Annotated in this window: 20 protein-coding genes; 11 read left to right on the forward strand and 9 right to left on the reverse strand. The window is 38.8% G+C overall.

Going from position 1 to position 25,443, the window contains the following annotated elements; genetic code table 11:
* Nucleotides 1-27: 27 nt before the first annotated feature.
* Together OLM56_RS12845 and corA are read right to left on the reverse strand one after the other, a co-directional pair.
* Complete coding sequence (locus OLM56_RS12845; RefSeq protein WP_264527242.1) at nt 28-735, reverse strand: DUF1003 domain-containing protein; 708 nt, start codon at nt 733-735, stop codon at nt 28-30.
* Between the two features lie 113 nt (nt 736-848).
* Nucleotides 849-1,931 carry a magnesium/cobalt transporter CorA gene (gene corA / locus OLM56_RS12850; RefSeq protein WP_264527243.1) on the reverse strand — a complete coding sequence of 361 codons (1,083 nt, stop codon included), beginning with the start codon at nt 1,929-1,931 and terminating at the stop codon, nt 849-851.
* A 127-nt stretch (nt 1,932-2,058) separates the two neighbouring features.
* Between corA and hutI the strand changes: the two genes are divergently transcribed.
* Nucleotides 2,059-3,294 carry an imidazolonepropionase gene (gene hutI / locus OLM56_RS12855; protein ID WP_264527244.1) on the forward strand — a complete coding sequence of 412 codons (1,236 nt, stop codon included), beginning with the start codon at nt 2,059-2,061 and terminating at the stop codon, nt 3,292-3,294.
* On the opposite strand, the gene OLM56_RS12860 is transcribed toward hutI, so the two are convergent.
* The 3 genes from OLM56_RS12860 to OLM56_RS12870 all read right to left on the reverse strand — a co-directional run bounded on the left by OLM56_RS12860 (nt 3,272) and on the right by OLM56_RS12870 (nt 4,903).
* Complete coding sequence (locus OLM56_RS12860; RefSeq protein ID WP_264527245.1) at nt 3,272-3,511, reverse strand: hypothetical protein; 240 nt, start codon at nt 3,509-3,511, stop codon at nt 3,272-3,274. The two genes, hutI and OLM56_RS12860, sit on opposite strands and share 23 nt — an antisense overlap.
* A 74-nt stretch (nt 3,512-3,585) precedes the next feature.
* Nucleotides 3,586-3,819: a hypothetical protein gene (locus tag OLM56_RS12865; protein ID WP_121377167.1), complete on the reverse strand. Its 234-nt coding sequence runs from the start codon at nt 3,817-3,819 to the stop codon at nt 3,586-3,588.
* 202 nt (nt 3,820-4,021) lie between these two features.
* Nucleotides 4,022-4,903: a hypothetical protein gene (locus OLM56_RS12870; RefSeq protein WP_121377168.1), complete on the reverse strand. Its 882-nt coding sequence runs from the start codon at nt 4,901-4,903 to the stop codon at nt 4,022-4,024.
* A 108-nt stretch (nt 4,904-5,011) separates the two neighbouring features.
* Here OLM56_RS12870 and OLM56_RS12875 point away from each other — a divergent pair, with 108 nt between their 5' ends.
* The 8 genes from OLM56_RS12875 to OLM56_RS12910 all read left to right on the forward strand — a co-directional run bounded on the left by OLM56_RS12875 (nt 5,012) and on the right by OLM56_RS12910 (nt 15,979).
* Nucleotides 5,012-6,049: a formimidoylglutamase gene (locus tag OLM56_RS12875; RefSeq protein WP_121377169.1), complete on the forward strand. Its 1,038-nt coding sequence runs from the start codon at nt 5,012-5,014 to the stop codon at nt 6,047-6,049.
* A 3-nt stretch (nt 6,050-6,052) separates the two neighbouring features.
* On the forward strand, nt 6,053-6,727 hold the full coding sequence (locus OLM56_RS12880) for a response regulator transcription factor (protein ID WP_182494336.1): 675 nt from the start codon (nt 6,053-6,055) through the stop codon (nt 6,725-6,727).
* 3 nt (nt 6,728-6,730) lie between these two features.
* Nucleotides 6,731-8,083 carry a sensor histidine kinase gene (locus OLM56_RS12885; RefSeq protein WP_264527246.1) on the forward strand — a complete coding sequence of 451 codons (1,353 nt, stop codon included), beginning with the start codon at nt 6,731-6,733 and terminating at the stop codon, nt 8,081-8,083.
* Between the two features lie 95 nt (nt 8,084-8,178).
* Nucleotides 8,179-9,465, forward strand: a complete 1,287-nt coding sequence (locus tag OLM56_RS12890; RefSeq protein ID WP_264527247.1) for a TolC family protein — start codon at nt 8,179-8,181, stop codon at nt 9,463-9,465.
* A gap of 25 nt (nt 9,466-9,490) precedes the next feature.
* Nucleotides 9,491-10,570 carry an efflux RND transporter periplasmic adaptor subunit gene (locus OLM56_RS12895; RefSeq protein ID WP_264527248.1) on the forward strand — a complete coding sequence of 360 codons (1,080 nt, stop codon included), beginning with the start codon at nt 9,491-9,493 and terminating at the stop codon, nt 10,568-10,570.
* Between the two features lie 24 nt (nt 10,571-10,594).
* Nucleotides 10,595-13,684, forward strand: coding sequence for an efflux RND transporter permease subunit (locus OLM56_RS12900; protein WP_264527249.1), 3,090 nt, complete (start codon nt 10,595-10,597; stop codon nt 13,682-13,684).
* A gap of 164 nt (nt 13,685-13,848) precedes the next feature.
* A complete protein-coding gene (locus tag OLM56_RS12905) occupies nt 13,849-15,099 on the forward strand; it encodes a DEAD/DEAH box helicase (protein ID WP_264527250.1) in 1,251 nt (416 codons plus the stop codon).
* A 49-nt stretch (nt 15,100-15,148) separates the two neighbouring features.
* Entirely contained in the window at nt 15,149-15,979 is an 831-nt protein-coding gene (locus OLM56_RS12910) for an endonuclease/exonuclease/phosphatase family protein (protein ID WP_182494331.1), read from the forward strand.
* Between the two features lies 1 nt (nt 15,980).
* On the opposite strand, the gene OLM56_RS12915 is transcribed toward OLM56_RS12910, so the two are convergent.
* Nucleotides 15,981-18,188 carry an ATP-binding protein gene (locus OLM56_RS12915; RefSeq protein ID WP_182494330.1) on the reverse strand — a complete coding sequence of 736 codons (2,208 nt, stop codon included), beginning with the start codon at nt 18,186-18,188 and terminating at the stop codon, nt 15,981-15,983.
* A 70-nt stretch (nt 18,189-18,258) separates the two neighbouring features.
* Nucleotides 18,259-19,953, reverse strand: coding sequence for an energy-dependent translational throttle protein EttA (ettA, locus tag OLM56_RS12920; protein WP_121377178.1), 1,695 nt, complete (start codon nt 19,951-19,953; stop codon nt 18,259-18,261).
* A 144-nt stretch (nt 19,954-20,097) separates the two neighbouring features.
* Between ettA and OLM56_RS12925 the strand changes: the two genes are divergently transcribed.
* Both OLM56_RS12925 and OLM56_RS12930 read left to right on the forward strand, forming a co-directional pair.
* Complete coding sequence (locus OLM56_RS12925; RefSeq protein ID WP_182494329.1) at nt 20,098-20,274, forward strand: hypothetical protein; 177 nt, start codon at nt 20,098-20,100, stop codon at nt 20,272-20,274.
* A gap of 50 nt (nt 20,275-20,324) precedes the next feature.
* Nucleotides 20,325-20,930 (forward strand): DKNYY domain-containing protein, encoded by a 606-nt coding sequence (locus OLM56_RS12930; protein WP_264527251.1) that lies wholly within the window; start codon nt 20,325-20,327, stop codon nt 20,928-20,930.
* A gap of 793 nt (nt 20,931-21,723) precedes the next feature.
* On the opposite strand, the gene OLM56_RS12935 is transcribed toward OLM56_RS12930, so the two are convergent.
* Both OLM56_RS12935 and OLM56_RS12940 read right to left on the reverse strand, forming a co-directional pair.
* A complete protein-coding gene (locus tag OLM56_RS12935) occupies nt 21,724-24,525 on the reverse strand; it encodes a T9SS type A sorting domain-containing protein (RefSeq protein WP_264527252.1) in 2,802 nt (933 codons plus the stop codon).
* Between the two features lie 149 nt (nt 24,526-24,674).
* The gene (locus tag OLM56_RS12940) at nt 24,675-25,400 is read right to left on the reverse strand and encodes a hypothetical protein (protein WP_264527253.1); all 726 of its coding nucleotides are present in this window, start codon (nt 25,398-25,400) and stop codon (nt 24,675-24,677) included.
* Nucleotides 25,401-25,443: the final 43 nt, after the last annotated feature.

The raw sequence follows: 25,443 nt of genomic DNA on the forward strand, positions 1-25,443 counted from the left end.
AATCAACCAATACCGAACAGCCGATAGCTAGTCGTGTTTCTTGTTGCTTTCTATCTTTTTGAGGATATCCTCCATCATGTCCATCTGCACTTTCTGTATCTCGACAATCGACTGTTCTTGGTGCAGTAAAAGATGGTCGATCTTTTCATGGAGCATCCTGATTTCCAGTTCCGATTTCAGGTTGATCATATAATCCTTTTTGGCACGGTCGCGGTCTTTTTCCTCCTGCCTATTCTGGCTCATCATGATCACAGGCGCCTGCAGGGCCGCAATGCACGACAGGATCAGGTTCAAGAGAATAAAAGGATACGGGTCAAAGCCTTTGTTGGCCAGCATAAAAACGTTCGCTGCAATCCACAACAGCAAGAAAGTCATAAAGGAAATGATAAACGTCCAGCTGCCGCCAAATGAAGCCACTTTATCGGCAATTTTCTGCCCGAAGGTAAACTCCTGTATCTCATCGTCCAGCTTGTCAGAAAGAATCGTATTGTCGTTTAGGGCATCCAAAACCATCTGTTCCATATCCGACAGTTCGCCTGTTTCTTTCAAGAGCATTTCAGAAATGTATTTCTCACGAAAGCTGCGCAGCTCGTCGGCCGACATGCATTTGTCGTTTTCAAAATCAGGATGCTCCTGCTTGATAAAGTCCAAGATGGATTTTCGGACCAGTCTGGCCGTCACTCTTTCGGATTCTGGGTATTCGTTTCCGGAAATATCGCTGGTGAATTTTTTCATAGGGTGATGGTTGATAGTTTATAGTTGGTAGTTGGTAGTTGAAAGTTTAAAAGTTGAAAGTCAAAAGTTGAAAGTTGAAAGTCTAAAATCTTAAGTCTAAAATCTAAAATTACCTAAAACCAGTGTTTCCTTTTAAAGTAATACACCATGCCTAAAACGGTGAGAAACATAACGCCGAGTATGATAAAATAGCCGTTTTCTGTTTTGAGTTCGGGCATGTTTTCGAAGTTCATTCCGTAGACGCCGACGATAAACGTGAGCGGCATAAAGATGACGGAAAAGATGGTCAGCGTTTTCATGATCTGGTTCATGCGCTGGCTTTGGGACGAAAAGAACACGTTGGAAGCGCTGTCTAATGATTTCAGGTCGTAATCGATTTGGTCTAAGATTTCCAGGCTTTTCTGGTGCAGGCGCTCAAAAAAGGCATAGTTGGATTTTTCGATGCCTGCGAAATCCTCATCCTTCTGGTGCGTTTTTAAATTAAACAGGGCATCGCGGAGCGGTATGATCGAGCGCTTTAGAAAGTTCAGGTTTTCGCGTTCCTTTTCTATGTTTTCCAAGAAAACCGATTTGTAGCTGTTCTTGGCTTCGACCAGCAGCGCCTCGATTCCGTTTTCATAGCTTTCGATAGTGATAAAAAAGTTTTCCATCACGGCATCAAGCAGCAGGTACAGCAGGTAGTCGTTTTTCTTTTTTCGGACGATACCGCTGTGCGTCTTGATGCGTTCGCGGATGTGCGTAAAAAAATCGCTCTTTTTTTCCTGCAATGAAATCAGCACGTTGTCCTTTAGCAAAAAGCTGATCTGCTCTACCCTGACTACGGCCGAATCTTCTTCTTGCAAAATCGATTTGATGCTGAAGAAAAGAATATCGTCCAGCTCGTCCATTTTAGTCCTTCGCGAAACATTTAAGATATCGCCTACGACAAAATTCTGGAGGTTCAAAAGCTCACCGATTTCCTGTATCAGCTTTATATCATGGAGGCCGTGCACGTTGAGCCATTTGACATCTTCGGCCTGCAAAGGGTCTTCGATTTCTTTCTTGACACGGTCGAGCGAAACTTTTTTGTATTCTTCGTAGCCCAGGTCGTCATAGACAAACAGTTGCATTTCAACCGGATCGGCAGTATGGATTCCGGTATACTCAAAATAATTGGGCTGTACTTTGCGAACTTCTTTATAGCGTATTCTTCTCAAGGCATTTTAATTTGTCATAAAGATAGGAGTTTTTAAAATTCCATTTTACATTTACAGAAATATTTCAGCTTGGTTTTGGATTCGATTCCGGCCCCAAATCAGGCAAAGCTGCAAACCTATAGTACACATGAAAACACTGCTAATCAACATAAAAGAATTATTACAAGTCCGAGAAACACACGTTGACAAAGTTTCGGGAGCCGAAATGGCAACCTTGCCTGCCCTACAAAACGCCTACCTTTTGATCGAAGACAATTTGATAAACGGCTTTGGCACGATGGAAAACCTGCCCGAAGTTGCCGATGCTACGGTTATCGATGCTACAGGAAAGACCGTGCTTCCGGCCTGGTGCGATAGCCATACGCACATTGTGTACGCTGGAAACCGCGTACAGGAATTCGTAGACCGCATCAACGGACTGTCGTATGAAGAGATTGCCAACCGCGGCGGCGGCATCCTAAACTCGGCCAAAAAGCTGAACGAGACTTCGGAAGACGAAATCTACGACCAATCCAAGACACGCTTAGAAGAAGTCATGCTGCAGGGCACCGGAGCCGTAGAAATAAAATCGGGCTACGGACTGACGGTGGAAGGCGAATTAAAAATGCTGCGCGTCATCAAAAAGCTAAAAGAGAACTATCCTGTTGCTATCAAAGCAACTTTTTTAGGGGCACATGCTTTTCCTACGGAATTCAAAGAAAACCATTCCGGTTATATCGATACCCTCATCAACGAGATGCTTCCGAAAATAGCGGAAGAAAAGCTGGCCGATTATATCGATGCCTTTCTGGAAACAGGCTATTTTTCTGTCGAAGAAACCGAACGCATCATGGAAGCGGGCAAAAAATACGGACTGCCTGCCAAGATACACGTGAACCAGTTTACGGCCATCAACGGTATAGCAGCCTGCGTAAAGCACGGAGCGCTTTCTGTAGACCATCTGGAGATTGTGACCGATGAAGATATCGAAGTCTTAAAGAATTCGGATACGATGCCGGTTGCCTTGCCTTCCTGTTCTTATTTTATCAGCATTCCCTACACTCCTGCTCGAAAAATGATACAGGCCGGACTGCCGCTAGCGTTGGCGACTGATTTTAATCCGGGCACTACGCCTTCGGGCAATATGAATTTTGTGGTGGCTACTGCGTGTATCAAGATGAAAATGACACCCGAAGAGGCAATCAATGCGGCTACCATCAATGGGGCGTATGCTATGGGGCTTTCCAAAACCCACGGTTCGATTACCGTAGGAAAAAATGCTAATTTGATTATCACCAAGCCGATTACGTCGTTCTACCAATTGCCGTATGCTTTTGGTACCGATTTGATTGATCAAGTGGTTATAGAAGGGAAATTAATTTGATTATCATTCCCAAAAGACCTGCTACAGAAATAAAAATCGTCATTAATGATCTTGCCTTATATTTCTTTATATAAGCTTTATCATAAACAGGCAATTCATTAAATTTATCAGATGCCATTTCTTTTTTATAGTCTCTATAACCAGTAACGCCCCATATAAGCACAACACTACAGATTATACAAAAAAGCAAAATACCTATAACATCTTTTGTTTCCATATTTCTATTACACTAAGCGGAGCGAAAATTACATAAAAAAACCTTGAAAGATTATTTCAAGGCTTTTTTTGTTATTAGCATCTTGGGCCACCTGGACATGGTTCTAAAAGATTTTCACAACAATATTCAAGGCCGTTAAAATATTGTGCTGTGCCCGCAATACCGTTGATAAAGCATAAGCCGTTGGAATTAACGGTCACGCCAAATCCGCAATGACTCGGAACGGGATCTGTTCCTCCCTTAATTGCTTTTTGCTCTCCTTTTGTCAGTTCTTGAGCTCCCTCTAAATTTAAAAGTCTTTTTTTCATAATGTATATAGTTAAGTTAATAAAACAAAGTAAGACTGTGATACACAGCACAATTCAAATATACATATTTTTCTTACAACTTATTAATTACAGCTAACTTTAACATAGTATAAATCAATACAATGCATTATATACAGAGTAAAAAAAGGAGCCCATTGGGCTCCTTTTCTATGCAGTTTAAGTCTTGGTGTTTTGTTTGTCTTTATTTCAGCGTAAAGCTGGTTTTTGAAACTAGCGTCCCTTTGTCGAAGATATTTACATAGTAAACTCCTTTTTCAAAATCTACGCCGTTACCGTCTAAAAATTCGCATACATCGACTGCTTTGTTTTCATACGCCACTGTAGTCGTGAAGCTGTACGTTAAAGACATATCTCCGAAAGCTTCTGTCTTTTTCTCGCCCAGCACGTTATTTTTGCTGTCGATGATTTGAACGTAGTATAACTTGTTTCCAGATTTTGCGACTTCATTCTGTGCTATCGCAAAACAAACTTTAAGCTTGTCGGCACGTCTGGCTCTTTCAGTAACGACTTGTTTTCCTGAGCTTTTTTCTTTGATAGCTTCAGTTCTCAAGTTCATAACAGTAAGTTTTGACGCTTTCTCGACTGTTTTTGCCAAGTTTTCGTTTTGGATAACTAATGTGTCATTAAACTTTTTAGCCTCTCCTAATGCCAGACTGATGCTGTCATTTTTAGAAGTCAGAAGCGAATTCTGGTCTTTCAGCAATCCGTTTTCTTTCGCCAGCGCATTGAATTTCGCATTCAGCGTATTGTATTGGCTTTGGTATTTTTTCAGAGAAGCAATGTCTCCTTTTGATTTTTCGAGTTCGGCCATCAATTTGACAACTTTCTCTCTTTCTGCAATCAGCTCATCCGATACGGAAGTGTTTTCTGCAATTGCAGCATCTAATTTGGTTTTTAGAGCAGCCAGATCATTCATAGCAGACTCTTTGTCTTTGACCAGCAGCGTTTCTGTAGATTTCGCATCGCTGCTCATTTTGTACATGTAAACTAAACTCCCCGCGAGTAGAATTGCCAAAACGACGATAATCGCCTTTAGGCTGGAATTACTTTTTTGATTTTCCATGGTAATAGTGGTAATGGTTTAAACAAATTAAATAAAATTTTGGGGGATTTATAAGACAGTTAACGTAAGTTTATATAATTATATTATTTTTGGAGTTAAATTTTTTTTATGGAAAAGCTTATTCCCTTTACTGTGCACGATTTAGCTAGAGTAACTAATTTTCGAAGCGGTGAAGTCAAATTTGGCGAAAAGATGCAGACTATCCCAAAAGGGGCTGATACTGTTGAGTTTCTGCAAACTTCCGATGCAAAATTCGTATTGTTCGGAATTCCAGAAGACATAGGGGTTCGGGCTAATTTCGGGCGTCCTGGAGCAGCTTCTGCTTGGGAAAGTACCATAAAAAGTATTGCCAATATCCAGCACAATCGCTTTAGCAAGGGCAACCAGATTCTCGTCTTGGGCCATCTAGATGCTGCCGAAGAGATGAAAGAAGTCGAAAACCTCGATTTTAATATTCTGGAAGAAAGAAAACAGCTTTCTAAAGTTGTCGAGAAAATAGACAAGGAAGTCTCTCACATTATCTTTACGATTGTCAAGGCAGGAAAAATCCCTATCATCATTGGCGGCGGACATAACAACGCCTACGGAAATATAAAAGGAACGGCACTTGCCAAAGGAAAAGCCATCAATGCGATTAATTTTGATGCCCATTCCGATTTTAGGATCTTGGAAGGAAGACACAGCGGCAACGGCTTTTCGTATGCTTATGAAGAAGGCTTTCTGAAAAAATATTTTGTCTTCGGACTGCATGAAAGCTACACCTCTAAAAGCGTGTTGCACGAAATCAAGAAGTTGGACGAAAGAGTACGAATCAATACCTATGACGAAATCAACATCCGCAGGGAAAAAGATTTCAGGCTGGAAATGGAAAGAGCCTTTTCGTTTATCCGAAACGACTTTTACGGTATCGAAATCGATTTGGATTCGATTCCGGGCATTCCGAGCAGCGCCATGACGTTGAGCGGTTTTTCGGTAGAAGAACTGCGTCAGTTTATCCACTTTTTTAGCCAAGACCCGAACGCCTGCTACCTGCATATCTGCGAAGGCGCTCCTGATTTGGGCGATCCTAAAAACAGCCATCTGGTCGGAAAGCTCATCGGCTACCTTGTGACCGATTTCATGAAGGCGAAAAGCGAAACAGAATAATAGATGAATATACTTCTTATTGAAGATGACAAGCGAATCAGTGATTTTGTAATCAAGGGACTCGAAGAGAATGGCTTTTCGGTGACTCTTGCCGTTACAGGAGAAATCGCGCGCGAGATGATTTCGGAAAACGAGTGGGACATCATCTTGATGGACATCATGCTACCAGGAATTGACGGCATCCAGCTGACCAAACTTATCCGATTCAAGAAGAACCATACGCCGATATTAGTCCTCAGCGCACTCGATGATGCAGACGATAAAGTTTCGGCTCTTGACAGCGGTGCCGATGATTATCTCGTGAAGCCGTTCCATTTTAAAGAATTGATTTCGCGAATCAACGCGTTGACAAGAAGGACAAAATTCAACTATAAGGAAAAGGAACAGGTGTATGTCTGCCATAACCTGACAGTCAACCTTGATGAACACTCGGTATTCCAAGAAGAACAGCCGATTGATCTGTCGCCGAGAGAATACAAACTGTTGCTTTTTTTATTAGAAAACAAAAACAAGGTCGTTTCTAGGACACAGCTGTTAAATGCCGTCTGGGGCATCAATTACGACAACAATACCAATGTGGTCGATGTGTATATTTCGTACCTAAGAAACAAAATCGACGAGAACCAGCATAAATTCATCCACACAATCAAAGGAACAGGATACATGCTCAAAGAATAGCTTATGAAAATCCGAAACCGCCTTACGCTCATCTCATCCGCCACGTTCGGGTTTGTTTTCATAATCGCTTCGGTCTTGATTTATCTGGCTTTCTATAACAGCTCTGAAAAAGTCGTTTTTAAGGAACTCCAAAAAACCTGCCTGCTTTCGGGCATCTATTATCTTGAAAAAGATGAGCTTCCGCATTACGAACATTCTGCAATCAAAGAACAGTTTGAAGAAAACATACAGAATGATATCGTTCGAGTATATGATTGGAACAATACGATTGTTTATGGCGAAAAAGAAGCCGACAGAAATATCAATCCCAAGGAATTAGAGTTTGTCCGAAAGAACAAAAAGCTCAGTTTTAAATCCAACAATCACTTTTACTACGGTATTTTTTACAATGACAACCAAGGCGATTTCGTGGTTTTTGTAAAAACCAAAAGCGAAGTATTCAAGTCGCAGACCAACCGATTATTGGTCATTATGATTATCGTTTTGTTTGCCGGACTGCTGTTGATTTTCTTTTTGAGTCGACTGCTTTCTAATATTGCTTACCGTCCGATTACAGAAGTCATCAGTCAAGTTAATTCGATGGAATTAAACTCGTTAGATCAACCTATTTCATCCTCTAATACAAATGACGAAGTTCAGGATTTGATTACGACTTTTAATAATTTATTGAGCCGATTGTCGGATACTTTTGCGATACAGAAGAATTTTATCAATTATGTCTCGCATGAATTTAAGACGCCCCTAGCCTCCATTTCGGGAAACCTGGAAGTATTTGCCCAAAAGGACAGAACGCCGGAAGAATACCAAAAAGTAACGTCCGAAGCGTTAGAAAATGTCTATCATATCGAAGAAATCTTAAACAACCTGATGATGCTTTCGGGCCTAAAAACCATTACTCCCGAAAACGAGACATTCCGCATCGACGAAACGCTTTGGAACATCAATGATAAGATTTTTGAAGCCTATGACCAACAGGAAGTCCGTATTGATTTGGAAGTCAAAGACGAAAAGCTGCTGTCTGTCAAAGGCAGCGAGCTGCAGCTGCAGCTTGCCTTGTACAACCTGATTGAAAATGCTGTGAAATATTCTGACGGAAATCCGATAAAGATTTCTCTGTCTGAAACTGACGGCCAGCTCAAAATTACCATCCAAGACTATGGAAAGGGTATCTTGAAAGAAGATCTTGACTATATTCAGCAGACGTTTTACCGCGGCAAAAATGTCGGAAACGTTAAAGGAAGCGGTATCGGGCTTTCCTTAGCAACTATCATCTTCAAGCAAAACAACATCCAGTTCTCCATTTACTCAAAAGAAAACGCTGGAACCCTAATTACGCTACTGTTTCCAAAACTCTAATCGTTTTCTAATGTCAGCTTAATTTACTTTTAATGTGAGTCAAATACGGCTATAATCTTTGCCCGATAGCTTTGCAGTTATAAAAAAGACTCACATTGAAACGTATCGTATTTACCGCTTTTTTCGTTAGCCTTTGCTTTTCTGGCAAAGCACAAAATGCCACATCAAGAGACACTTTGTTGGTTTCAAGGGCTGAAGCCGAAGCTATTTTCTTGAAAAATAACCTAAGGCTTCTGTCTGAAAAACTCAACATCGACCAAGCTGAAGCGCAAGTTATCCAAGCCAAATTATGGCCCAATCCTCGATTAGAAGTCGGCGAGATCAATCTATGGTCGAATGCCAAATCCGAACAGCTCCCTCCTATTTCGGGCAACTGGGGAAAGACTTCTGAAGTAACTATTGGAATAGAACAGCTGATTTATACAGCACGCAAGAGAAAGAAATTGATGGCCATGGAGAAAGTTGGCGTGGAAATAGCACAGGAATATTTTCAAGATTTTCTTCGAATTTTAAAAGTGGAATTCCGAAACAATCTGACGCATCTGCAGTATGTCGAAGAAAAACAAAGCGTCTATAAAAAACAACTCGCTTCTATCCAAAAGCTATTAAATGCCTATTCTAATCAAGCTAAGCAAGGTAATATCAGCAAAGGTGAATTTATCCGACTTAAAGCTTCTGAATTGGAATTCGTGAAACAACTGAGCGATCTTCAGAAAGAAAACAACCAACTGCAGAAAGAATTAAAAACACTGATGAATCTTCCTCCACAGAACTTTCTAAAAATCAGCATGCATCAATTCGTACCTGATGTAAACAAAATGGAAAACATCAATCTTACAGCATTGACTGCCGATGCTTTGGAAAACCGTCCGGATGTAAAAGCATCCGTTTTAGAAGAAAAATACAACAATCGAAAATACAAATACGAACTGTCGCAACGCACTCCCGATGTGACTTTATTGGCCAGCTATGACCGCGGCGGGAATATCATGAATGATTTTGTAGGCGTCGGTTTTGCTTTAGACCTTCCTTTTTTTAGCAGAAATCAAGGCAACATCAAGGCTTCGAAAATAGAAATCCAAAAAAGCCAGTATATGAAAGAAGAGAAAAACAACCAAGCCCAGAATGAGGTCATCCAAGCCTACGAAGATTTGGTTGTAGCCAAAAAGTTATACGAAAATATTGAAGCTTCGTATGAAAAAGACCTCGATATGCTTTTGGAAAGCCATCAAAAAAACTTTGCCTTGAGAAACACGAGCATGCTCGAATACCTCGATTTTGTCAATGCTTACCTTGAAAATAAGACCATTATTCTGGATTCTAAAAAAGAACTCAACGAACATTTTGAAGAACTGCAGTTTGTGATTGGCAAAGAACTTTAATCCCTCTAATTAAGAAACACTTATTATGAAATATATCTATTTATCATTGCCATTGCTCCTGCTTTTCAGCTGTAAAGAAAAAGAAGCTGTTCTAGAAAAAAGCGACAAATTCTGCCTAAACGAAGACCTAAAGAAAAAAGTCACGATTGAAGAAGTCAGAAAAGAACCTATTTCAGAAACCTTTTCATTGACTGGAAATGTAACCTATAATACAGACAATGTGGTCCAATTTACCAGCCTCATCAACGGCGTAGTAACCAGCACTTATTTTTCTTTAGGCGATTATGTCAAAAAGGGACAAGTCTTAGCCGAAATAAAAAGTACAGAGTTAAACGGATTGCAGTCTGAAAACAAGTCCGTCGAATCGCAATTAGCTGTAGCGCAAAGACAGCTTTCTTCTGTAAAATCGATGTTTGAAGACGGAATTGCTTCACAGAAAGATTTAGTTCAGGCAGAAAGCGAGGTCAAAGTCTTAAAATCGTCGTTAGAAAATATCAAGAACAATCTTGCCTTATATAGTGCTAGTCCTGAAAAATCTGTATTCCAAATCAAGGCTCCGTCCAATGGTTTTATAGTTGCCAAGAACATGAGCTCTGGAATGCAGATTTCCTCAGGAAGCGAGCCGCTTTTTACAATTTCTGACTTAAATGAAGTATGGGTCATGGTCAATATTTATGCGACCGACATGCAGAATATCAAAGAAAACATGGAAGTCAAGATCAAGACACTGGCGTATCCTGATGCGATTTTCTCTGGAAAAATTACGGCATTATCGCAAGTATTCGATGCTGAAGAACGGGTGCTGAAAGCAAAAATCGTAATGAAAAATACCGACTTAAAGCTAAAACCGGGAATGTCTGCAGATATTATCCTGCAAAAACAAAATGTCTCCACAGAATCCATGATTGCCGTGCCGGTAAAAGCAGTAATTTTTGATGACAACCAAAATTTCATCATTGTCTATAAAGACGACTGCAATCTTGAAATCAGACAGGTCAATCCGGTAACCAAGAATAACGAGGTCGTTTATTTTGATAAGGGAATCCAAGAAAACGAAAAGATTATTTCCAAAAATCAGCTTCTGATTTATGAAAGCTTAAAATAACAGCAATCCATCCAAATACAATTTATGCAAAAGCTTGTACAAAATATAGTAGCCTTCTCGCTTAAAAATTCGCTCATCGTCTTCTTTGCCACCGCATTGCTGTTCGCGGGAGGAATCATAAGCTATATGCACACTCCTATCGAAGCGTTTCCTGACGTGACGAATACGAGAGCCCGAATTATTACGCAATGGCCGGGACGAAGCGCTGAAGAAGTAGAAAAATTCATCACGCTCCCGATTTCAAAACAGATGAACACGATTCCGAAAAAAGCAGAAGTGCGCTCGATTTCGCTCTTCGGTTTGTCTGTCGTAACCGTTCTTTTTGATGAAGATGTAGAAGATTTTTATGCCCAGCAATATGCTTCTAACCGAATGGCAAGCGTAAGTCTTCCCGAAGGTGCTGATGCTGAAATTGATCCGCCTTATGGAGCCACAGGCGAAATTTTCAGATACGTAGTAAAAGGCGACTTGCCAATAAAAGAACTGACCGCAATACAAGACTGGGTTATCGAACGCGAATTGGTTTCAGTTCCTGGCGTAGCAAACGTCGTAAGTTTTGGTGGCGAAGAAAAAATCTATGAAATAAAAATCAACCCGACAGAGTTGGTCAACTACAATTTATCGCCCTTAGACGTCTATGAAGCCGTTTCAAAAAGCAATATTAATGTGGGTGGCGATGTCATCCAGCGTGGTGATCAAGCCTATGTTGTTCGAGGTGTCGGTCTGCTCGATAATATTGAAGATATTGGAAACATATTGATCGAAGTAAAAGGCTCCACGCCGGTTCTTGTCAAACACGTTGCTGAAGTAAAAATTGGCGCCAAGCCCAGATTAGGGCAAGTTGGTCTAGACAATAGTGATGATTTGGTAGAGGGAATCGTTGTCATGCTTCGTGGCGAAAACCCAAGTGAAGTTATTGAAAATCTGCGTACTAGAATCGATGAGCTAAACGAAAGGATTCTGCCAAAAGGCGTAACCATTGAACCTTTTATCGACCGCACCGAATTGGTCAACACCACCGTTCATACCGTTACCAAAAACCTGATTGAAGGCGTATTGCTCGTCTCATTGATTGTTTTCATTTTTATGTACAATTGGCGTACGACCGTAATCGTTGCTTCTGTAATTCCGCTTTCGTTTTTGTTTGCGATTATCATGTTGCGTATCCAAGGACTTCCTGCCAACCTGATTTCAATGGGGGCGCTTGACTTTGGCTTATTGCTCGAAGGAACGCTCGTCATCGTCGAACAGGTCTTTGTATCGCTCGAAAAGAAAGCACATAAGGTCGGCATGAAACGTTTTAACAGTATGTCAAAAATGGGACTTATCAAGAAAAGCGTAGGAAGCGTGGCGACTTATATTTTCTTCGCCTTGATCATTCTGATTGTTGCCCTCCTGCCTATTTTCTCTTTCCAAAAAGTAGAAGGAAAAATGTTTTCGCCACTGGCATTTACCTTAGGTTATGCCTTGGTCGGCTCATTAATTTTGAGCTTGACGTATGTTCCGGCCATGTGTAAAGTCTTATTGACAAAAAACATTGTCGAAAAAGAAAATAGGATTTCCAGATTCTTCCGAAACAATCTGTACAAAATGTTCTTATGGAGTGAAAGGCATCGAAAAGCTACCGTATATGGCTTTATCCTATTGCTTGCGGTCTGCTTTGGACGGTTTATGTTCTACGGTTCTGAATTTATTCCAAAGCTGAATGAAGGCGCTATTTATATCCGAGCAACACTGCCGAATAGCATTAATCTGGACGAATCGGTTCGCCTTACCAAAGAAATGAAAACCAAGCTCCAAAAGTTTGACGAAGTAAAATTCATCCTCTCCCAAACCGGAAGGCCGAATGATGGAACGGACCCGACAGGCTTCTTCAATATCGAATTCCACATGGAATTAAAGCATCAGGACGAATGGAAGCGGAAAATTTCAAAAGAACAGCTGATCTCAGAAATCAAAGAAAAGCTTGAGGAATATCCTGGAATCAACTTCGGCTTCAGCCAGCCGATTCAAGACAATGTGGAAGAATATGTGGCCGGCGTAAAAAGTCCGTTAGTCATCAAGATCTTTGGCGACGACTTGTTCAAACTCGAAGAATATGCCAACAAAGTTGCTAAATCGATCGCTCCTGTAAAAGGTATCGAAGACGTAAATGTCTACAAAAACATAGGTTTACCAGAGCTTCGTATTCAACTGCACGATTCAAAAATGGCACGCTATGCCGTAACTACAGCCGATGCACAAGCTGTAATTGCCATGACTATTGGCGGACAGGCTGCTACGACATTTTATGAAAACGAACGAATGTTTGATGTCCGAATCCGTTTTGAAAAAGAATACAGAGATTCTAAAGAGAAAATCGAAAACATCCTGATTCCGACGATGGACGGCAAAAAAGTACCGCTTCGAGAAATTGCGACAGTCAGCTACCAAACCGGTCCGACTTTTATTTATAGGGAAGGGAACAGCCGTTATATTGCCATCGGCTTCAGTATTGAAGGACGCGATTTGGGAAGCACGATTGCCGAAGCGCAGAAAAAAGTGGCTGCAGAAGTAAAACTTCCGAAAGAAAACACCATGAAATGGGCGGGTGAATTCGAAAGCAAAGAACGTGCCTCTAAACAGCTGGCGATTATCGTTCCTGTTGTATTGCTGTTTATCTTGTTCTTATTGTATTTCAACTTCGGAAACATGAAAGACACGCTGATTGCGACAAGCACGATTCCGTATGCTTTTGCCGGAGGATTCCTTTCGCTTTGGATGACGGGAACTATCTTTGGCATCTCGGCAGGTATCGGTTTTATTATCCTTTTCGGAGTAAATACGATTAACGGAATTATATTGATTGCAGTCATGAAAGAAAATTTACGGGCAAAAATGCCGTTACGAAAAGCCATTTCAGAAGGAGTTTACAGCAGAATTCGTCCCATTGTGATGATTGCGCTGATGGGTTCTATGGGTCTATTGCCTGCAGCGCTTTCATCTGGGATGGGTTCTGAAATCCAGAAACCTTTGGCCATTATGATTGTCGGCGGATTGCTTTTCTGCATGATTTTCTCCCTGACCGTCTTGCCACAAGTATTTTATAATGCCTATAGAAAAAAACATGAGTAGTTGCATGTTGGTTTGTTTTTATATTGGTTAATAGTGATCAAAGCTCCATAGATATGGGGCTTTTTTCTTTTAATTATTGCAAAAAAGCAAACGAAATCTATTAAATAATAAAAACTATCTTTGCACCGTATTTGCAATTACTGCAAAGACTTAAATTACCTTTTATGTTATTTGAAGATTTATCACTTTCCAAAAGTATACAGAGAGCCGTTTTTGAAATCGGCTATTTGGAAGCAACACCAATACAAGAAAAATCAATTCCGATTATTTTAGCAGGAAACGATCTTGTAGGCTGTGCTCAGACTGGTACTGGAAAAACAGGCGCATTCGCAATTCCTATTATTCATCATATTCACCGCATTGTTGGCTCGTCAAAAAAAGCAAAACAAATCAGGACTTTGGTTGTCACTCCTACGCGCGAGCTTGCCGTACAAATCGGCCAAAGCTTTGAAGCGTATGCAAAATATACCAACCTTGTTCAGCTGACCATCTTTGGTGGTGTTTCACAAGTACCTCAAGTAGATATCTTGAAAAAAGGCGTCGATATTTTGATTGCCACGCCAGGACGATTATTAGACCTGCACAAGCAAGGCTTTATTGATCTTGACCATCTGCATACGCTAGTGTTAGACGAAGCCGACCAGATGCTGGACATGGGCTTTATCAATGATGTCAAGAAAATCGTGAAGCTTACGCCAAAAAACAGGCAGACGCTTTTGTTTTCTGCTACTATGCCTATGGCAATTAGAGAATTGGCGGAAACGTTCCTGAACAAGCCCGAATATGTTTCTGTCTCTCCTGTTTCATCAACTGCAGAAACTGTAGAGCAGCGTGTTTATTTTGTAAACAAGGAAGACAAGAGACAACTTTTATATCATCTAATTAAGAACGAAAATATTTCTGATGTCTTGGTTTTTTCAAGAACCAAACATGGAGCAGACAATGTTGTCAAAGCTTTAAGAAAGCAAGGGATCGCTGCTGAAGCCATCCACGGCGACAAATCACAGAATGCCAGACAGCGTGTATTGGAGAGCTTTAAGAGCAAAGAAGTCGGTGTTTTAGTAGCAACGGATATTGCCGCGAGGGGAATCGACATCGACAAACTGCCGTATATCATCAACTTTGACCTTCCTAATATTCCTGAAACTTACGTGCATCGAATTGGAAGAACAGGCCGTGCCGGAAATGGCGGTATTGCCATCTCTTTCTGCTCTAAAGATGAAGAAGGTTACTGGAAAGACATTCAGCGCTTGATTAAAGTAAATGTCAAAACGGTTAATGACCATCCTTACCCTTGGAAAGATACCGTTCCTGATCCAAATGCAAAACCGGACTTGAGAAATAAAAACAAGGCTAAAGAAAATAATTCGAGAAAATCGGATGCTTCAAAAAAGAATAAAAAACGCTGGTACTAACCAGCGTTTTTTGTTTTAAATTTGTATACCTAAAAATCCCCCCTGACGTATGAAATCTTTTTACTTCCTATTCTTACTGGCCGCACAGGCATTATTTTCACAAGATCTTAAAGTGATGAGCTATAATATTCGACTGGATACCCAGAGCGATGGTGAGAATCAGTGGTCGAAGCGAAAAGAATTCATGACCGATCAGGTAAAATTCTACATGCCCGATTTTATGGGAGTACAGGAAGCATTACCTCAGCAGATGAGTTATATCGACAGTACGCTCACTGGATATGGCTTTATTGGAAAAGGACGCGACGACGGAAAATCAAAAGGAGAACATAGCGCTATTTTTTATAATTCGGACAAGTTTAAGCTGTTGGAAGAAAATACATTTTGGCTGTCTGAAACTCCAGAAAAGCCGTCAAAAGGATGGGATGCCGCTTACAACAGGGTATGTACGTATGGCTTGTTCCAAAACAAAAAGACCAAAAAGAAACTTTGGGTTTTCAATACGCATTTTGACCATGTCGGGGATATTGCCAGAGCCGAAAGCTCAAAACTGATTTTAGAAAAAATCCGAAAAATAAACAGGGACAACCTTCCTGTGGTCTTGACGGGAGACTTTAATTTAGAAGCCGAAACGCTTCCGTTACAGCTTATCAAGAAAGAGCTGGATGATGCCCAAAAAGTATGCAGAGGAATTGTTTTCGGACCTGAAGGTACTTTTAATGCTTTTGAATTTAATAAGCCTGTAACGACACGAATCGATTATATTTTTATCAACAGAAATACGATGGAAGTTGTCAAATTCGCCACCTTAAGCGATTCTAAAGACTGCCGTTATCCATCGGACCACTTGCCTATTTATGCTGAGATAAATTTCAAATAAGCTAGTGCTGCGTTGAGTATTTTGCAATCTGGCTATTGATAATCTGGAATAAGCGCAAAGGCTCAAAAGGCTTGATTAAGATGTCGTTCATTCCTGACAGTTTTGCTTCGTCGGTAATTTCATCTTTATCAAAAGCCGTAAGGGCGATTATAGGTATGTCTATTCCTTTGTCGCGAATCATTCGGGTTGTTTCAAATCCGTTGATGACAGGCATGTTGATGTCCATCAAGATAACGTCAAATGTTTCTTTTTCGAGAATGTCCAGCGCCGCATAACCATCATCAACAACAAAGCATTTGTAGTTGTTCTTTTCGATGATTTTCTTGGTCACCATCTGGTTGATTTTGTTGTCTTCTACAACAAGAATCTTATACGAAGAAATATTTGTCGTATCGACATCAATGTTTTCAATATACATTTTTGTAGCGTTCGCATCATATTCGAAAGGAATCGTAAACGTGACGGTGGTTCCTTCGCCCTCCTTGCTCTCTAGACGAATACTGCTTCCAAGAAGCTCTAAAAGACGTTTTACGATAGAAAGCCCGAGGCCAGTTCCTTGATAATCTCCTTCTTTTCTGTCAATCTGTACAAATTTCTCAAAGATCTTGTTCTGATTTTCGACTGCAATACCGCATCCATTGTCTACAATCTCAAATTTTATGTAATAGGTATTTCCTTCTTTTTTCTCCAACGCGGCGGCTAATTTTATGACTCCGTTTTGCGTAAATTTCAAGGCGTTGCTTGTAAGATTTACCAAAATCTGAGACAAACGCAGCTTATCGCCTATCAAATATTCGGGTATTTCGATATCTACGTCAATCATCACCTTGTTCCTGTTTTTGATGGCGATAAACTGAAGGGCTTCTTTCACTTTTTCGATCTCATCCAAGACATTCAGCGGAAGTTCTTCCAGCACTATCTTCTTATCTTCTATTTTGTGGATTTGCAACAGGTCATTCACGAGCGATAAAAGGTAACGCGCCGAAAACTTTAAAGAGTTGATGTGCGGACTGTTTTCTAGTTCCTTATGTTCATCAAGAATTAAGTTGGTGATTCCGATAACGCCATATAAAGGCGTCCGCAGCTCATGGGTTACGGTAGAAATAAACTGGCTTTTGAGTATAGACGATTCTTCGGCCTTGTCTTTTGCAATCTTTAGCTCTTCATTGCTTTCCAGCAACTTCTGATTGACTTTTTTTCTGTAGATGCTGTTCTTGTAAAAAGTATACAATAGCAAAAGCAGAATGATTAGTATGGCAAGAAATAAGATGACAATAATCTTTGAATTCCTTAGATTCTTTTGCTGGGCATATTTCTCAAGCTCAATCTTGTCGATTTTTCTTCTGGACTCATCAAGCTCGATCTGGATTCCTGCTATCTGGGCGCTTTTTAATTTTTCGTGATTGTGAAGGTCGTCTTTCAGCTCTTCATAGTGTACTTTATTGATATAGGCATTTTTATAATCCTTGATTTGATAGAGATGCTTTGAATATTCTGCATAAGCGTCTGCCAAGGCATTTTGCTGCTTGTATCGGATTCCATAATCAATGGCAAGCTTAAAATACGAATCGGCCAGCCGGGCATTGCCGTTACTGCTGTAGTACATCCCGAATAGGTTGTTTACGATTACTTTGGATTCGATATCGCCATACTTGTCAAGGTGTTTTTCGACATTCTTTAGATAAGGAAGACCCTGCACGAAATCTTTCTTGTTGAAATACGCCCAAGCCAGGTTCATTTCTGTAAAGATTATTTCGGTAGTGTCTTTTACTTTTTGGGCATACTGGAGCGATTTTTTATAATGGTAAATTCCCTTGTCGTAGTCTTTTATCGCAAAATTGTAGAGATTGCCAATGTTGTTGTAAATCCAGTCCTTGATCGTATCATTTTGAGTCTTTTGAGAATAAATAAGGGCTTTATTATAATAGGCCAAAGCCATATTGGTATTCATGAGTTCTTCATGGCAGCCCGCAATAGTATTATAGGACATCGCAACATAATCGTATTGCTTGTTCTTATATGCCAAATTCAAAGCCTGTTTGGAAACCTGCAGCGATTCCATATATTTCAGGTCTGTCAGCAAGCCATCGGCTTTACAGATGAGATCATAAATTCGGGTTCTAGTATCTTTTATATTTTCTTGCGAAAAAGCCAGGCTGCAATAAAGTAGTAGGACCAGAACAAATGAAATTATTCTATTTCGGGGCATAGATAATTTTTACTCCAAATATACTATAAATAAAAAAAATCTCGGTCTATACCGAGATTTTGTTATTTTATTAATTCCTAATCAATTTTTTGTATTTGATTCGTTTCGGAGTCAGGTCGCCGCCTAATCGTTTCTTCTTGTTTTCTTCGTACTCTGAGAAGCTGCCTTCAAAGAAATAGACTTCAGAATTTCCTTCAAAAGCCAAGATGTGCGTACAGATCCTGTCTAAGAACCAACGGTCGTGGGAAATAACTACCGCACAGCCCGCAAAATTCTCCAAACCTTCTTCTAAAGCACGAAGCGTGTTGATGTCCAAGTCGTTGGTAGGCTCATCCAGAAGCAATACGTTTCCTTCTTCTTTTAAGGTCATTGCCAAGTGAAGACGGTTTCTTTCTCCTCCAGAAAGCGTATTTACCTTTTTGTTTTGGTCGCTTCCTCCAAAGTTGAAACGGCTCAAGTAGGCTCTTGAATTTACCTGCTTGCCGCCCATCATGATTAACTCTTGTCCGTCGCAGAAATTCTCCCAGATGGATTTGTTAGGATCGATGTTTGAGTGCGCCTGATCTACATACGCAATCTTCACCGTTTCACCAATAGAAAATTCTCCTTTGTCTGGCGTTTCTTCGCCCATAATCATTCTAAAGATGGTCGTCTTACCCGCACCGTTAGGTCCGATGATTCCAACGATTCCAGCTTGAGGCAATGTAAAGTTCAAGTCTTCATACAACAATTTGTCGCCATAGCCTTTCGCAACGCCTTTTGCTTCGATCACATTGGTTCCCAAACGAGGTCCGTTCGGGATATAGATTTCTAGATTTTCATCCAGTTGTTTTTGGTCTTCGTTTAAAAGCTTGTCATAGTTCTGAAGACGCGCTTTTTGTTTTGTCTGGCGGCCTTTTGCTCCTTGGCGTACCCAGTCTAACTCACGCTCTAAAGTCTTTCTTCTTTTTGAAGCTACTTTTTCTTCAAGCGCCATTCTGCTTGATTTTTGGTCTAGCCAAGAAGAATAGTTTCCTTTCCACGGAATACCTTCTCCTCTATCCAGTTCTAATATCCAGCCTGCTACATTATCCAAGAAATAACGGTCGTGGGTTACGGCAATTACGGTTCCTGAATATTGTGCCAAATGCTGCTCTAGCCATAGTACTGATTCAGCATCTAAGTGGTTGGTAGGCTCATCCAGCAATAATACGTCTGGCTGTTGCAATAACAGTCTGCATAATGCCACACGTCTTTTCTCACCACCAGAAAGTACCTTGATTGGGGTATCTGGTTCTGGAGTACGAAGCGCATCCATAGCAATTTCTAGTTTGGTATCGATTTCCCAAGCACCTAAAGAATCAATCTTATCTTGAAGCTCAGCTTGACGGTCCATCAGTTTCTGCATCTTATCAGCATCTTCATATACTTCTGGCAATCCGAATTGGTCGTTGATTTTGTTGAACTCGTCTAAAACCGCCATGGTTTCTGCCACGCCTTCTCTTACGATTTCAATCACAGTTTTGTTTTCGTCCAATTGAGGCTCTTGCTCCAGGTAGCCTACTGTATAGCCCGGTGCAAAAACCACATCGCCTTGGTAGTTTTTATCAACACCTGCAATAATTTTTAATAGGGATGATTTTCCCGAACCGTTAAGCCCGAGAATACCGATCTTCGCTCCATAAAAGAAACTAAGATAGATGTTTTTTAATACCTGTTTGTCGCTGCTTTGGTAAGTCTTGCTTACTTTCTGCATCGAAAAAATTACCTTCTTATCGTCTGACATATAGAAATTTAAATTATATTAAACATTTGATTATTAAGCTTTAATCTTGACTCGTTTTTGCTTGTTCCTATGAAAATCTCTCAAATGTTCCCACTTTATGTTCCCACTTGGAAACTAAACTTATATTAGCTAAAACTTAAAACTATGGCAACAAAGATAGTCTTAAATAAAAAAAAAGCAAGCGATGAGTTCGGTATAATTGGCATTCAATCCTTTAATAATGAAAAAAAGACTGCGGAGATTTCGGTAACCGGAAGTTGTGTTTCACGAAGAAATTCTATCTTAGCAGAGAGTACTCAGTTCGCTTTGATCCGCAACTGACGGTTACAGGCAAAACGTTAGCAGTAATTATCAGAACATTAATCTTAAAGATGAAAATACAACTATTATTTCTAATTATTTTTTCCTTGAGTTTATCTAATTGTAAAAATTCTAGCAATGAGAGCATAGATAGAATCAACGATGATTTAAATTGGACTAAAACTAATTATGCTTTATGGAAATCTAAAAATGGTGATTTAGGAATAAAAACAGTAGAAGTAAATGATGATGGAAGTAGAACCAACATATATATCACAAAACTTTCTTATAATAATTCTATTAAAGAAAAAAGCATAAATTCCGTAATTGATACTTTAACTTTTGAATATCTAGGAAGTTCTTTTTACAAGGATAAAAAAAATGTTTATAGACATTATTTAATGTCTGATGGTGGTAATTTCGCAATAGTTGAAAACTCTGACGTAAAAACATTTAAAGTAATTGGGGATTGTTATGCAAAAGACAAAAACTATATTTACGGGGAAAGAGCCATGAGAATGGATTCGGTCGACTATGAGACTTTTAAAACTGAAAAAGGTTTCGGTCCATATGCAAAAGACAAAAACGGATTTTACTTTTGGGACACTAAAATTGATTTGAAAGAGATTGAAAACACTGAAACTGAAAAAATCATTGAACAATTAAAAAAGTTATAACTAGCTGTTTGCGCTGGTTTAAAACGCGTCCGGAAATTAGAACGTAATCATTGAAACATGTTAAAAAAACTCCTTAGTATAAGTTTATTAGAAAGCAAAATTTCAATAATTCTTAGATTTTTAAATTTTATATTTTGGTTATCAGTTATAATGAGTTTCGCGTCATTCTTATTTGTTATTTTTTCAACAACAAAGTATTATTATCATTTTAGCAATCCTTCATTTTTAGATGTATTACAAGCATTAACTGTTTATACAGCTTTTTATATAATTATTTTTGTTACTTTCCCTGCAGTGTTAATTCTGATTTTAACTTATTTTCTATTTAAAGTTAAATTCAAAAAGAGCTTACAAATCAAAAAACACATTTGGCTAATAATTTTAAATATTTTGATTTTGATCGCTATTTTCTTGATTGTTGCTATCAATAAGCCATAATTGTCACAGCATATAACCGCTGTAAAATTGATTATATAAATATCAAAGCTTTAATGTAACTTTTATCGGGTATTGGATTTCAAAGCTTAAATCCTCAAGCAATAAAAATCCTGACAAAACATCTTATAAATATTGAAAACAAACACATTAAAATAATTCAATTATCTTCTTATCGTCTGACATTTTTATTTATTAACACTGTACATAATTTGCTTAAAAGCCGACTATCAAGATAGCTTTTAAATGCAAGTCTAGAAATGTTTATTCATCAATAGCGCTACTGTTTTCTTTGAAAATGTATCTAGCCTAAAACTAAAAAAGACGCTCTAGGCGTCTTTTTCTTTTTATAGAATTGCTATTGTTTTATAAACTTGGTAGTAGCGCTTCCTTTTTCAGTATGTACTTTTATAAAATAGGCTCCAGCTGCTAGAGAAGACACATCAAGTGTAGTCGTCGGCTGCGGAACTGCCATAATGACTTTACCGTCAAAAGAATATATTTCGAGAGAGCTTAGTCCTAGTCCGTCTTTGGTTTCGATAGTTATAAGATGTTTTGTCGGATTTGGATACAATTTGAAATAATCCCCAAAATTAAAATCAGGTCGACCTAATAGTGCTATAGAAGTAGAAGCCAGATTCGTCACGATTGGCAAATTATAGTCAAAATAGATTTTCGCTTCATTAGTAAAGGTACTTCCTACTCCTAAGTTCGTTTTGGTTTTGATCTTGAACATGATATATCCATCGTTAGTAGCATCACTAAATGGGAGATTAATATTTTCAAAAATGAACTCTACTTTCTGATCTTTTATGTTAGTGACATAAGGATGACTTCCTAAAATAGGCTCCAAACTATTTATTTCAAACTTAGCAGCATCAATTATATCTGTCACAACAACATTCTCTGCAGGATATGTTCCCGTATTTTCAAAACGTATCAAATAGTGAACATATTTGCCTATAGCTGTTAAAGGAATAACGGTTCCTTCTAAACAAGTCTTGTCGTTCGGATCGTAAGATCCAACAACAATCTGGTTGAGCTTAAAAGTATTGTTATACGTGTCAATATCTGTATTAGCAGTAGCAACATTTGCAGTATAATATAAAGTATCCCCATTATTTACAGCAGGTATTTCCATAGGGGAATTGACATTAAAGACCAAGGTTATCTCACGGGTTTCCATTGGGCTTAAATTACTGAAATTCCATGTCAGCATTCCATTGCTAAATGTTGCAGCAGGCACTGCTGATACTAAATCAATACTATTGTCTGGAAAGGCCAAGTTTATCGTGCCACTTTCGACTTGATTGCCTTTGTTCTTATAAATTAACTTATAGGTTGCATCAAAACCTGGACGTGCAGCCGTAATCGGCATCATTGTGATCTGGACATCTGTCTTGTTTCCTACAGGTGTAAAACAGAAAGATAGATTGTGTGGGCTGGTAGCCGTACTGAAGTTAATTGTAGCATTGGCAGGAGAAATCGTAAAATAATCTGTATTTTCCGGCATAGGGGTAATTAAATAATTTCCTGTTTGTACAGGAATATTAAAAGAACCATCTGCTTTTGTCACTAAATAAGTGCTATTGGAGCCTTTAGTTACTTTAAGTTTCAAGTTTGAATATATCGGATCTGTGGTACTACAACCATTCGTATTTACATCGATCCTATTAGTCCCTTGTATCTCATAAAAAACTCCTCCTGGATGAAAATTACAATATGAATTAATCTCACATTGGGTTATACCGTAACTTGTCAATCGTGCCTGATAACCTTCAACGTAACTTTCATCTACACATAAATATCTCAAAGAAGGGTTATTAAAATTATAAGTCCCAGGTCCACGTCCATTTTTTATTAATAATGTTTTTAAGTTTTGGCATGAATTCAAATTAAGTGCACCAAGATTATTAGCATTAGAAACATTCACAAAAGTTACCGCACTATTATTACCAGTAACATTTCTTAGCAGCGGGCTGTTTTCTAAATCTACACGAGAAATCGATGAATTTTCAAAATTGATAGTTTCTAGGGCTGGCAATTGAGTAGAAATAAAGTTAGTTAAAGCCGGAGTAAGCTCCAAATTAATCTTTTTTAGTCGCAATAAACCCGAAACATTTAATGTTGTAATATAATCCTGGAATTGAATATTTAAATATTCTAAATTAGTCAACATTGTTAAATCTGAAGAAGCAATCTTGGTTCCTGACAATCCCAAACCTGTCAGATTGATACATCCTGTTAAATCTAGACTTGTAAGGAGTTGTGCATTAGAAAAACTTGCATCTATCAAATTCTGCAAGCCAGAAACGTCTAAAGATGTGTAATCATTCAATCCTGCGTCTAAATTTTGAAGATTCTGAAGGGCAGATAGGTTTACTGTCCCAGCAATCTTATTAATATTAAAATTTAAATCCTGTAATTCATTTAAACCATTTAAGTTTAAATTAGTTATTAAATTATTACTACAATCAACGTATTTTAACAACGTATTGCTTGACAAGTTTAGGGTAACTATTTTGTTTCCTCCACACTCCAGCTTCGTCAATTGAGTTAACCCTGTCAAATTAAGCGCTGGCAGTCTATTATTGGCACACATGAGTTCTTTTAATTGGGTCAGCATTGAAACATCCAGATAGTTGAGATCGCACATATTACAATCTAGATATTCTAACAAGGGAACGGAAGAAACATCTAAACCGAGGAGCAATGTAAAATTACCTGAGACATTTAATTTTTTTAAATTAGGAATGCCTGCCAAATTTATGGTCCTTATCTGAGTTGAGCCCGTAAAAGTCAAATCTTCCAACAAAGGAAAGGCTTCAAAAGATGCATTTGTATTATAATAAAAATGCATGACCAACTTGCGGATATTTACAAAATGTTCTAACCCAACCATTGAATTATAGGCATTGCCCAAATGGGTCTCCTCTACATTCAGGTCAAGCTGGTATACCAGTTGTGCTTCAGAAACCTCAATCTCATTATTGCCATTAGCATCGATTTTTATCTGATTGCCATTAACATCTTTAGCAGTGGCATTTGTTACATCAGAGTAAAGCAATTTATTTTTTAACTTGACGTCTCCAAAAGAAATAGTTTGGGCTTGAGACATAGTAGTCCAAGTTAAGAATAAAAAAAAGATACAGCTTTTCATTTAAAATTTTATTTGATCGGCAAATATATAGAATTGTAAGTGGATTCTGTTCAAAGGATTATAAAATTTATTCAGTTTTTTCCATCGAAAAAATTGCAATTCAACCAACAAATAAAACACTCATGTATAAAATTCCTAACGTATTAAATCTAATTTTTCAACTTTCTGAAATCCTCTTTTTTTGAAATCAGAAAATCGGTTACTTCTAGTACATTGTTAGTATTAGCAATAATTGTCGCTTTAGGATCGGCATAACAGAATTCAAGAAAAATACCAATCTCTTCTTCCTTTAATTTTAAAGTCTTAAGGAAAAAGTCTTTGTTGAAATTATCAGAAACATACTCCTTAATGTCTACATTGGCTACAGCCTTGTCGTCTTTATTTCCTTTAAAAAGCTTTCCGATCATTTTACCTATGGCAACAAAATTAAGTCCGTGGTTTATGGCACCGTTATAGACCATTGTGTTGGTAGGAGAATTCAGTATATTGTCCACAGACCGCAATGGCACAGCAGTAGGAGCATCGAGTTTTACATCATCTGTCTCTTTTGTAATTTCTACTTCTACCAGCTGTATTGCTTCTTGATTTAAAGCGGCCTCCATGCCGGCCTTTTCAAAATCTTTCTGTTTGAGGAAAATCCTCCTAGTCGTATAATTCTTTCCTGCAAAAATGAGAACATCGCCGACTTTTGCCGAGATAGAAAATTTTCCCGAAGCATCCGTCACAGTCAAGGTGCTGTTGGTTTGATTGATAACATCAATACCTGCAATCGGAAAACCATCAGTACTAACCTTTCCATGAAGCAGTTTTTCTGACTGGCACAAGCCAAGCTGGAATACAAATAAAAATACAGCAATAAAAGAAGTAGTTTTCATCAATACGAAAGATTTAAATAGTTATGCAAGCCTTTCAAAAATA

The sequence above is a fragment of the Flavobacterium sp. N2550 genome, assembly GCF_025947265.1.
In the GTDB taxonomy this organism is placed as follows: domain Bacteria; phylum Bacteroidota; class Bacteroidia; order Flavobacteriales; family Flavobacteriaceae; genus Flavobacterium; species Flavobacterium endophyticum.

Coding starts and splice junctions, on each gene's coding strand:
- OLM56_RS12845 (WP_264527242.1), bottom strand. CDS start 735: ATGAAAAAATTCACCAGCGATATTTCCGGAAACGAATACCCAGAATCC.
- hutI (WP_264527244.1), top strand. CDS start 2,059: ATGAAAACACTGCTAATCAACATAAAAGAATTATTACAAGTCCGAGAA.
- OLM56_RS12860 (WP_264527245.1), bottom strand. CDS start 3,511: ATGGAAACAAAAGATGTTATAGGTATTTTGCTTTTTTGTATAATCTGT.
- OLM56_RS12865 (WP_121377167.1), bottom strand. CDS start 3,819: ATGAAAAAAAGACTTTTAAATTTAGAGGGAGCTCAAGAACTGACAAAA.
- OLM56_RS12870 (WP_121377168.1), bottom strand. CDS start 4,903: ATGGAAAATCAAAAAAGTAATTCCAGCCTAAAGGCGATTATCGTCGTT.
- OLM56_RS12875 (WP_121377169.1), top strand. CDS start 5,012: ATGGAAAAGCTTATTCCCTTTACTGTGCACGATTTAGCTAGAGTAACT.
- OLM56_RS12880 (WP_182494336.1), top strand. CDS start 6,053: ATGAATATACTTCTTATTGAAGATGACAAGCGAATCAGTGATTTTGTA.
- OLM56_RS12885 (WP_264527246.1), top strand. CDS start 6,731: ATGAAAATCCGAAACCGCCTTACGCTCATCTCATCCGCCACGTTCGGG.
- OLM56_RS12895 (WP_264527248.1), top strand. CDS start 9,491: ATGAAATATATCTATTTATCATTGCCATTGCTCCTGCTTTTCAGCTGT.
- OLM56_RS12900 (WP_264527249.1), top strand. CDS start 10,595: ATGCAAAAGCTTGTACAAAATATAGTAGCCTTCTCGCTTAAAAATTCG.
- OLM56_RS12905 (WP_264527250.1), top strand. CDS start 13,849: ATGTTATTTGAAGATTTATCACTTTCCAAAAGTATACAGAGAGCCGTT.
- OLM56_RS12910 (WP_182494331.1), top strand. CDS start 15,149: ATGAAATCTTTTTACTTCCTATTCTTACTGGCCGCACAGGCATTATTT.
- OLM56_RS12915 (WP_182494330.1), bottom strand. CDS start 18,188: ATGCCCCGAAATAGAATAATTTCATTTGTTCTGGTCCTACTACTTTAT.
- ettA (WP_121377178.1), bottom strand. CDS start 19,953: ATGTCAGACGATAAGAAGGTAATTTTTTCGATGCAGAAAGTAAGCAAG.
- OLM56_RS12925 (WP_182494329.1), top strand. CDS start 20,098: ATGGCAACAAAGATAGTCTTAAATAAAAAAAAAGCAAGCGATGAGTTC.
- OLM56_RS12930 (WP_264527251.1), top strand. CDS start 20,325: ATGAAAATACAACTATTATTTCTAATTATTTTTTCCTTGAGTTTATCT.
- OLM56_RS12935 (WP_264527252.1), bottom strand. CDS start 24,525: ATGAAAAGCTGTATCTTTTTTTTATTCTTAACTTGGACTACTATGTCT.
- OLM56_RS12940 (WP_264527253.1), bottom strand. CDS start 25,400: ATGAAAACTACTTCTTTTATTGCTGTATTTTTATTTGTATTCCAGCTT.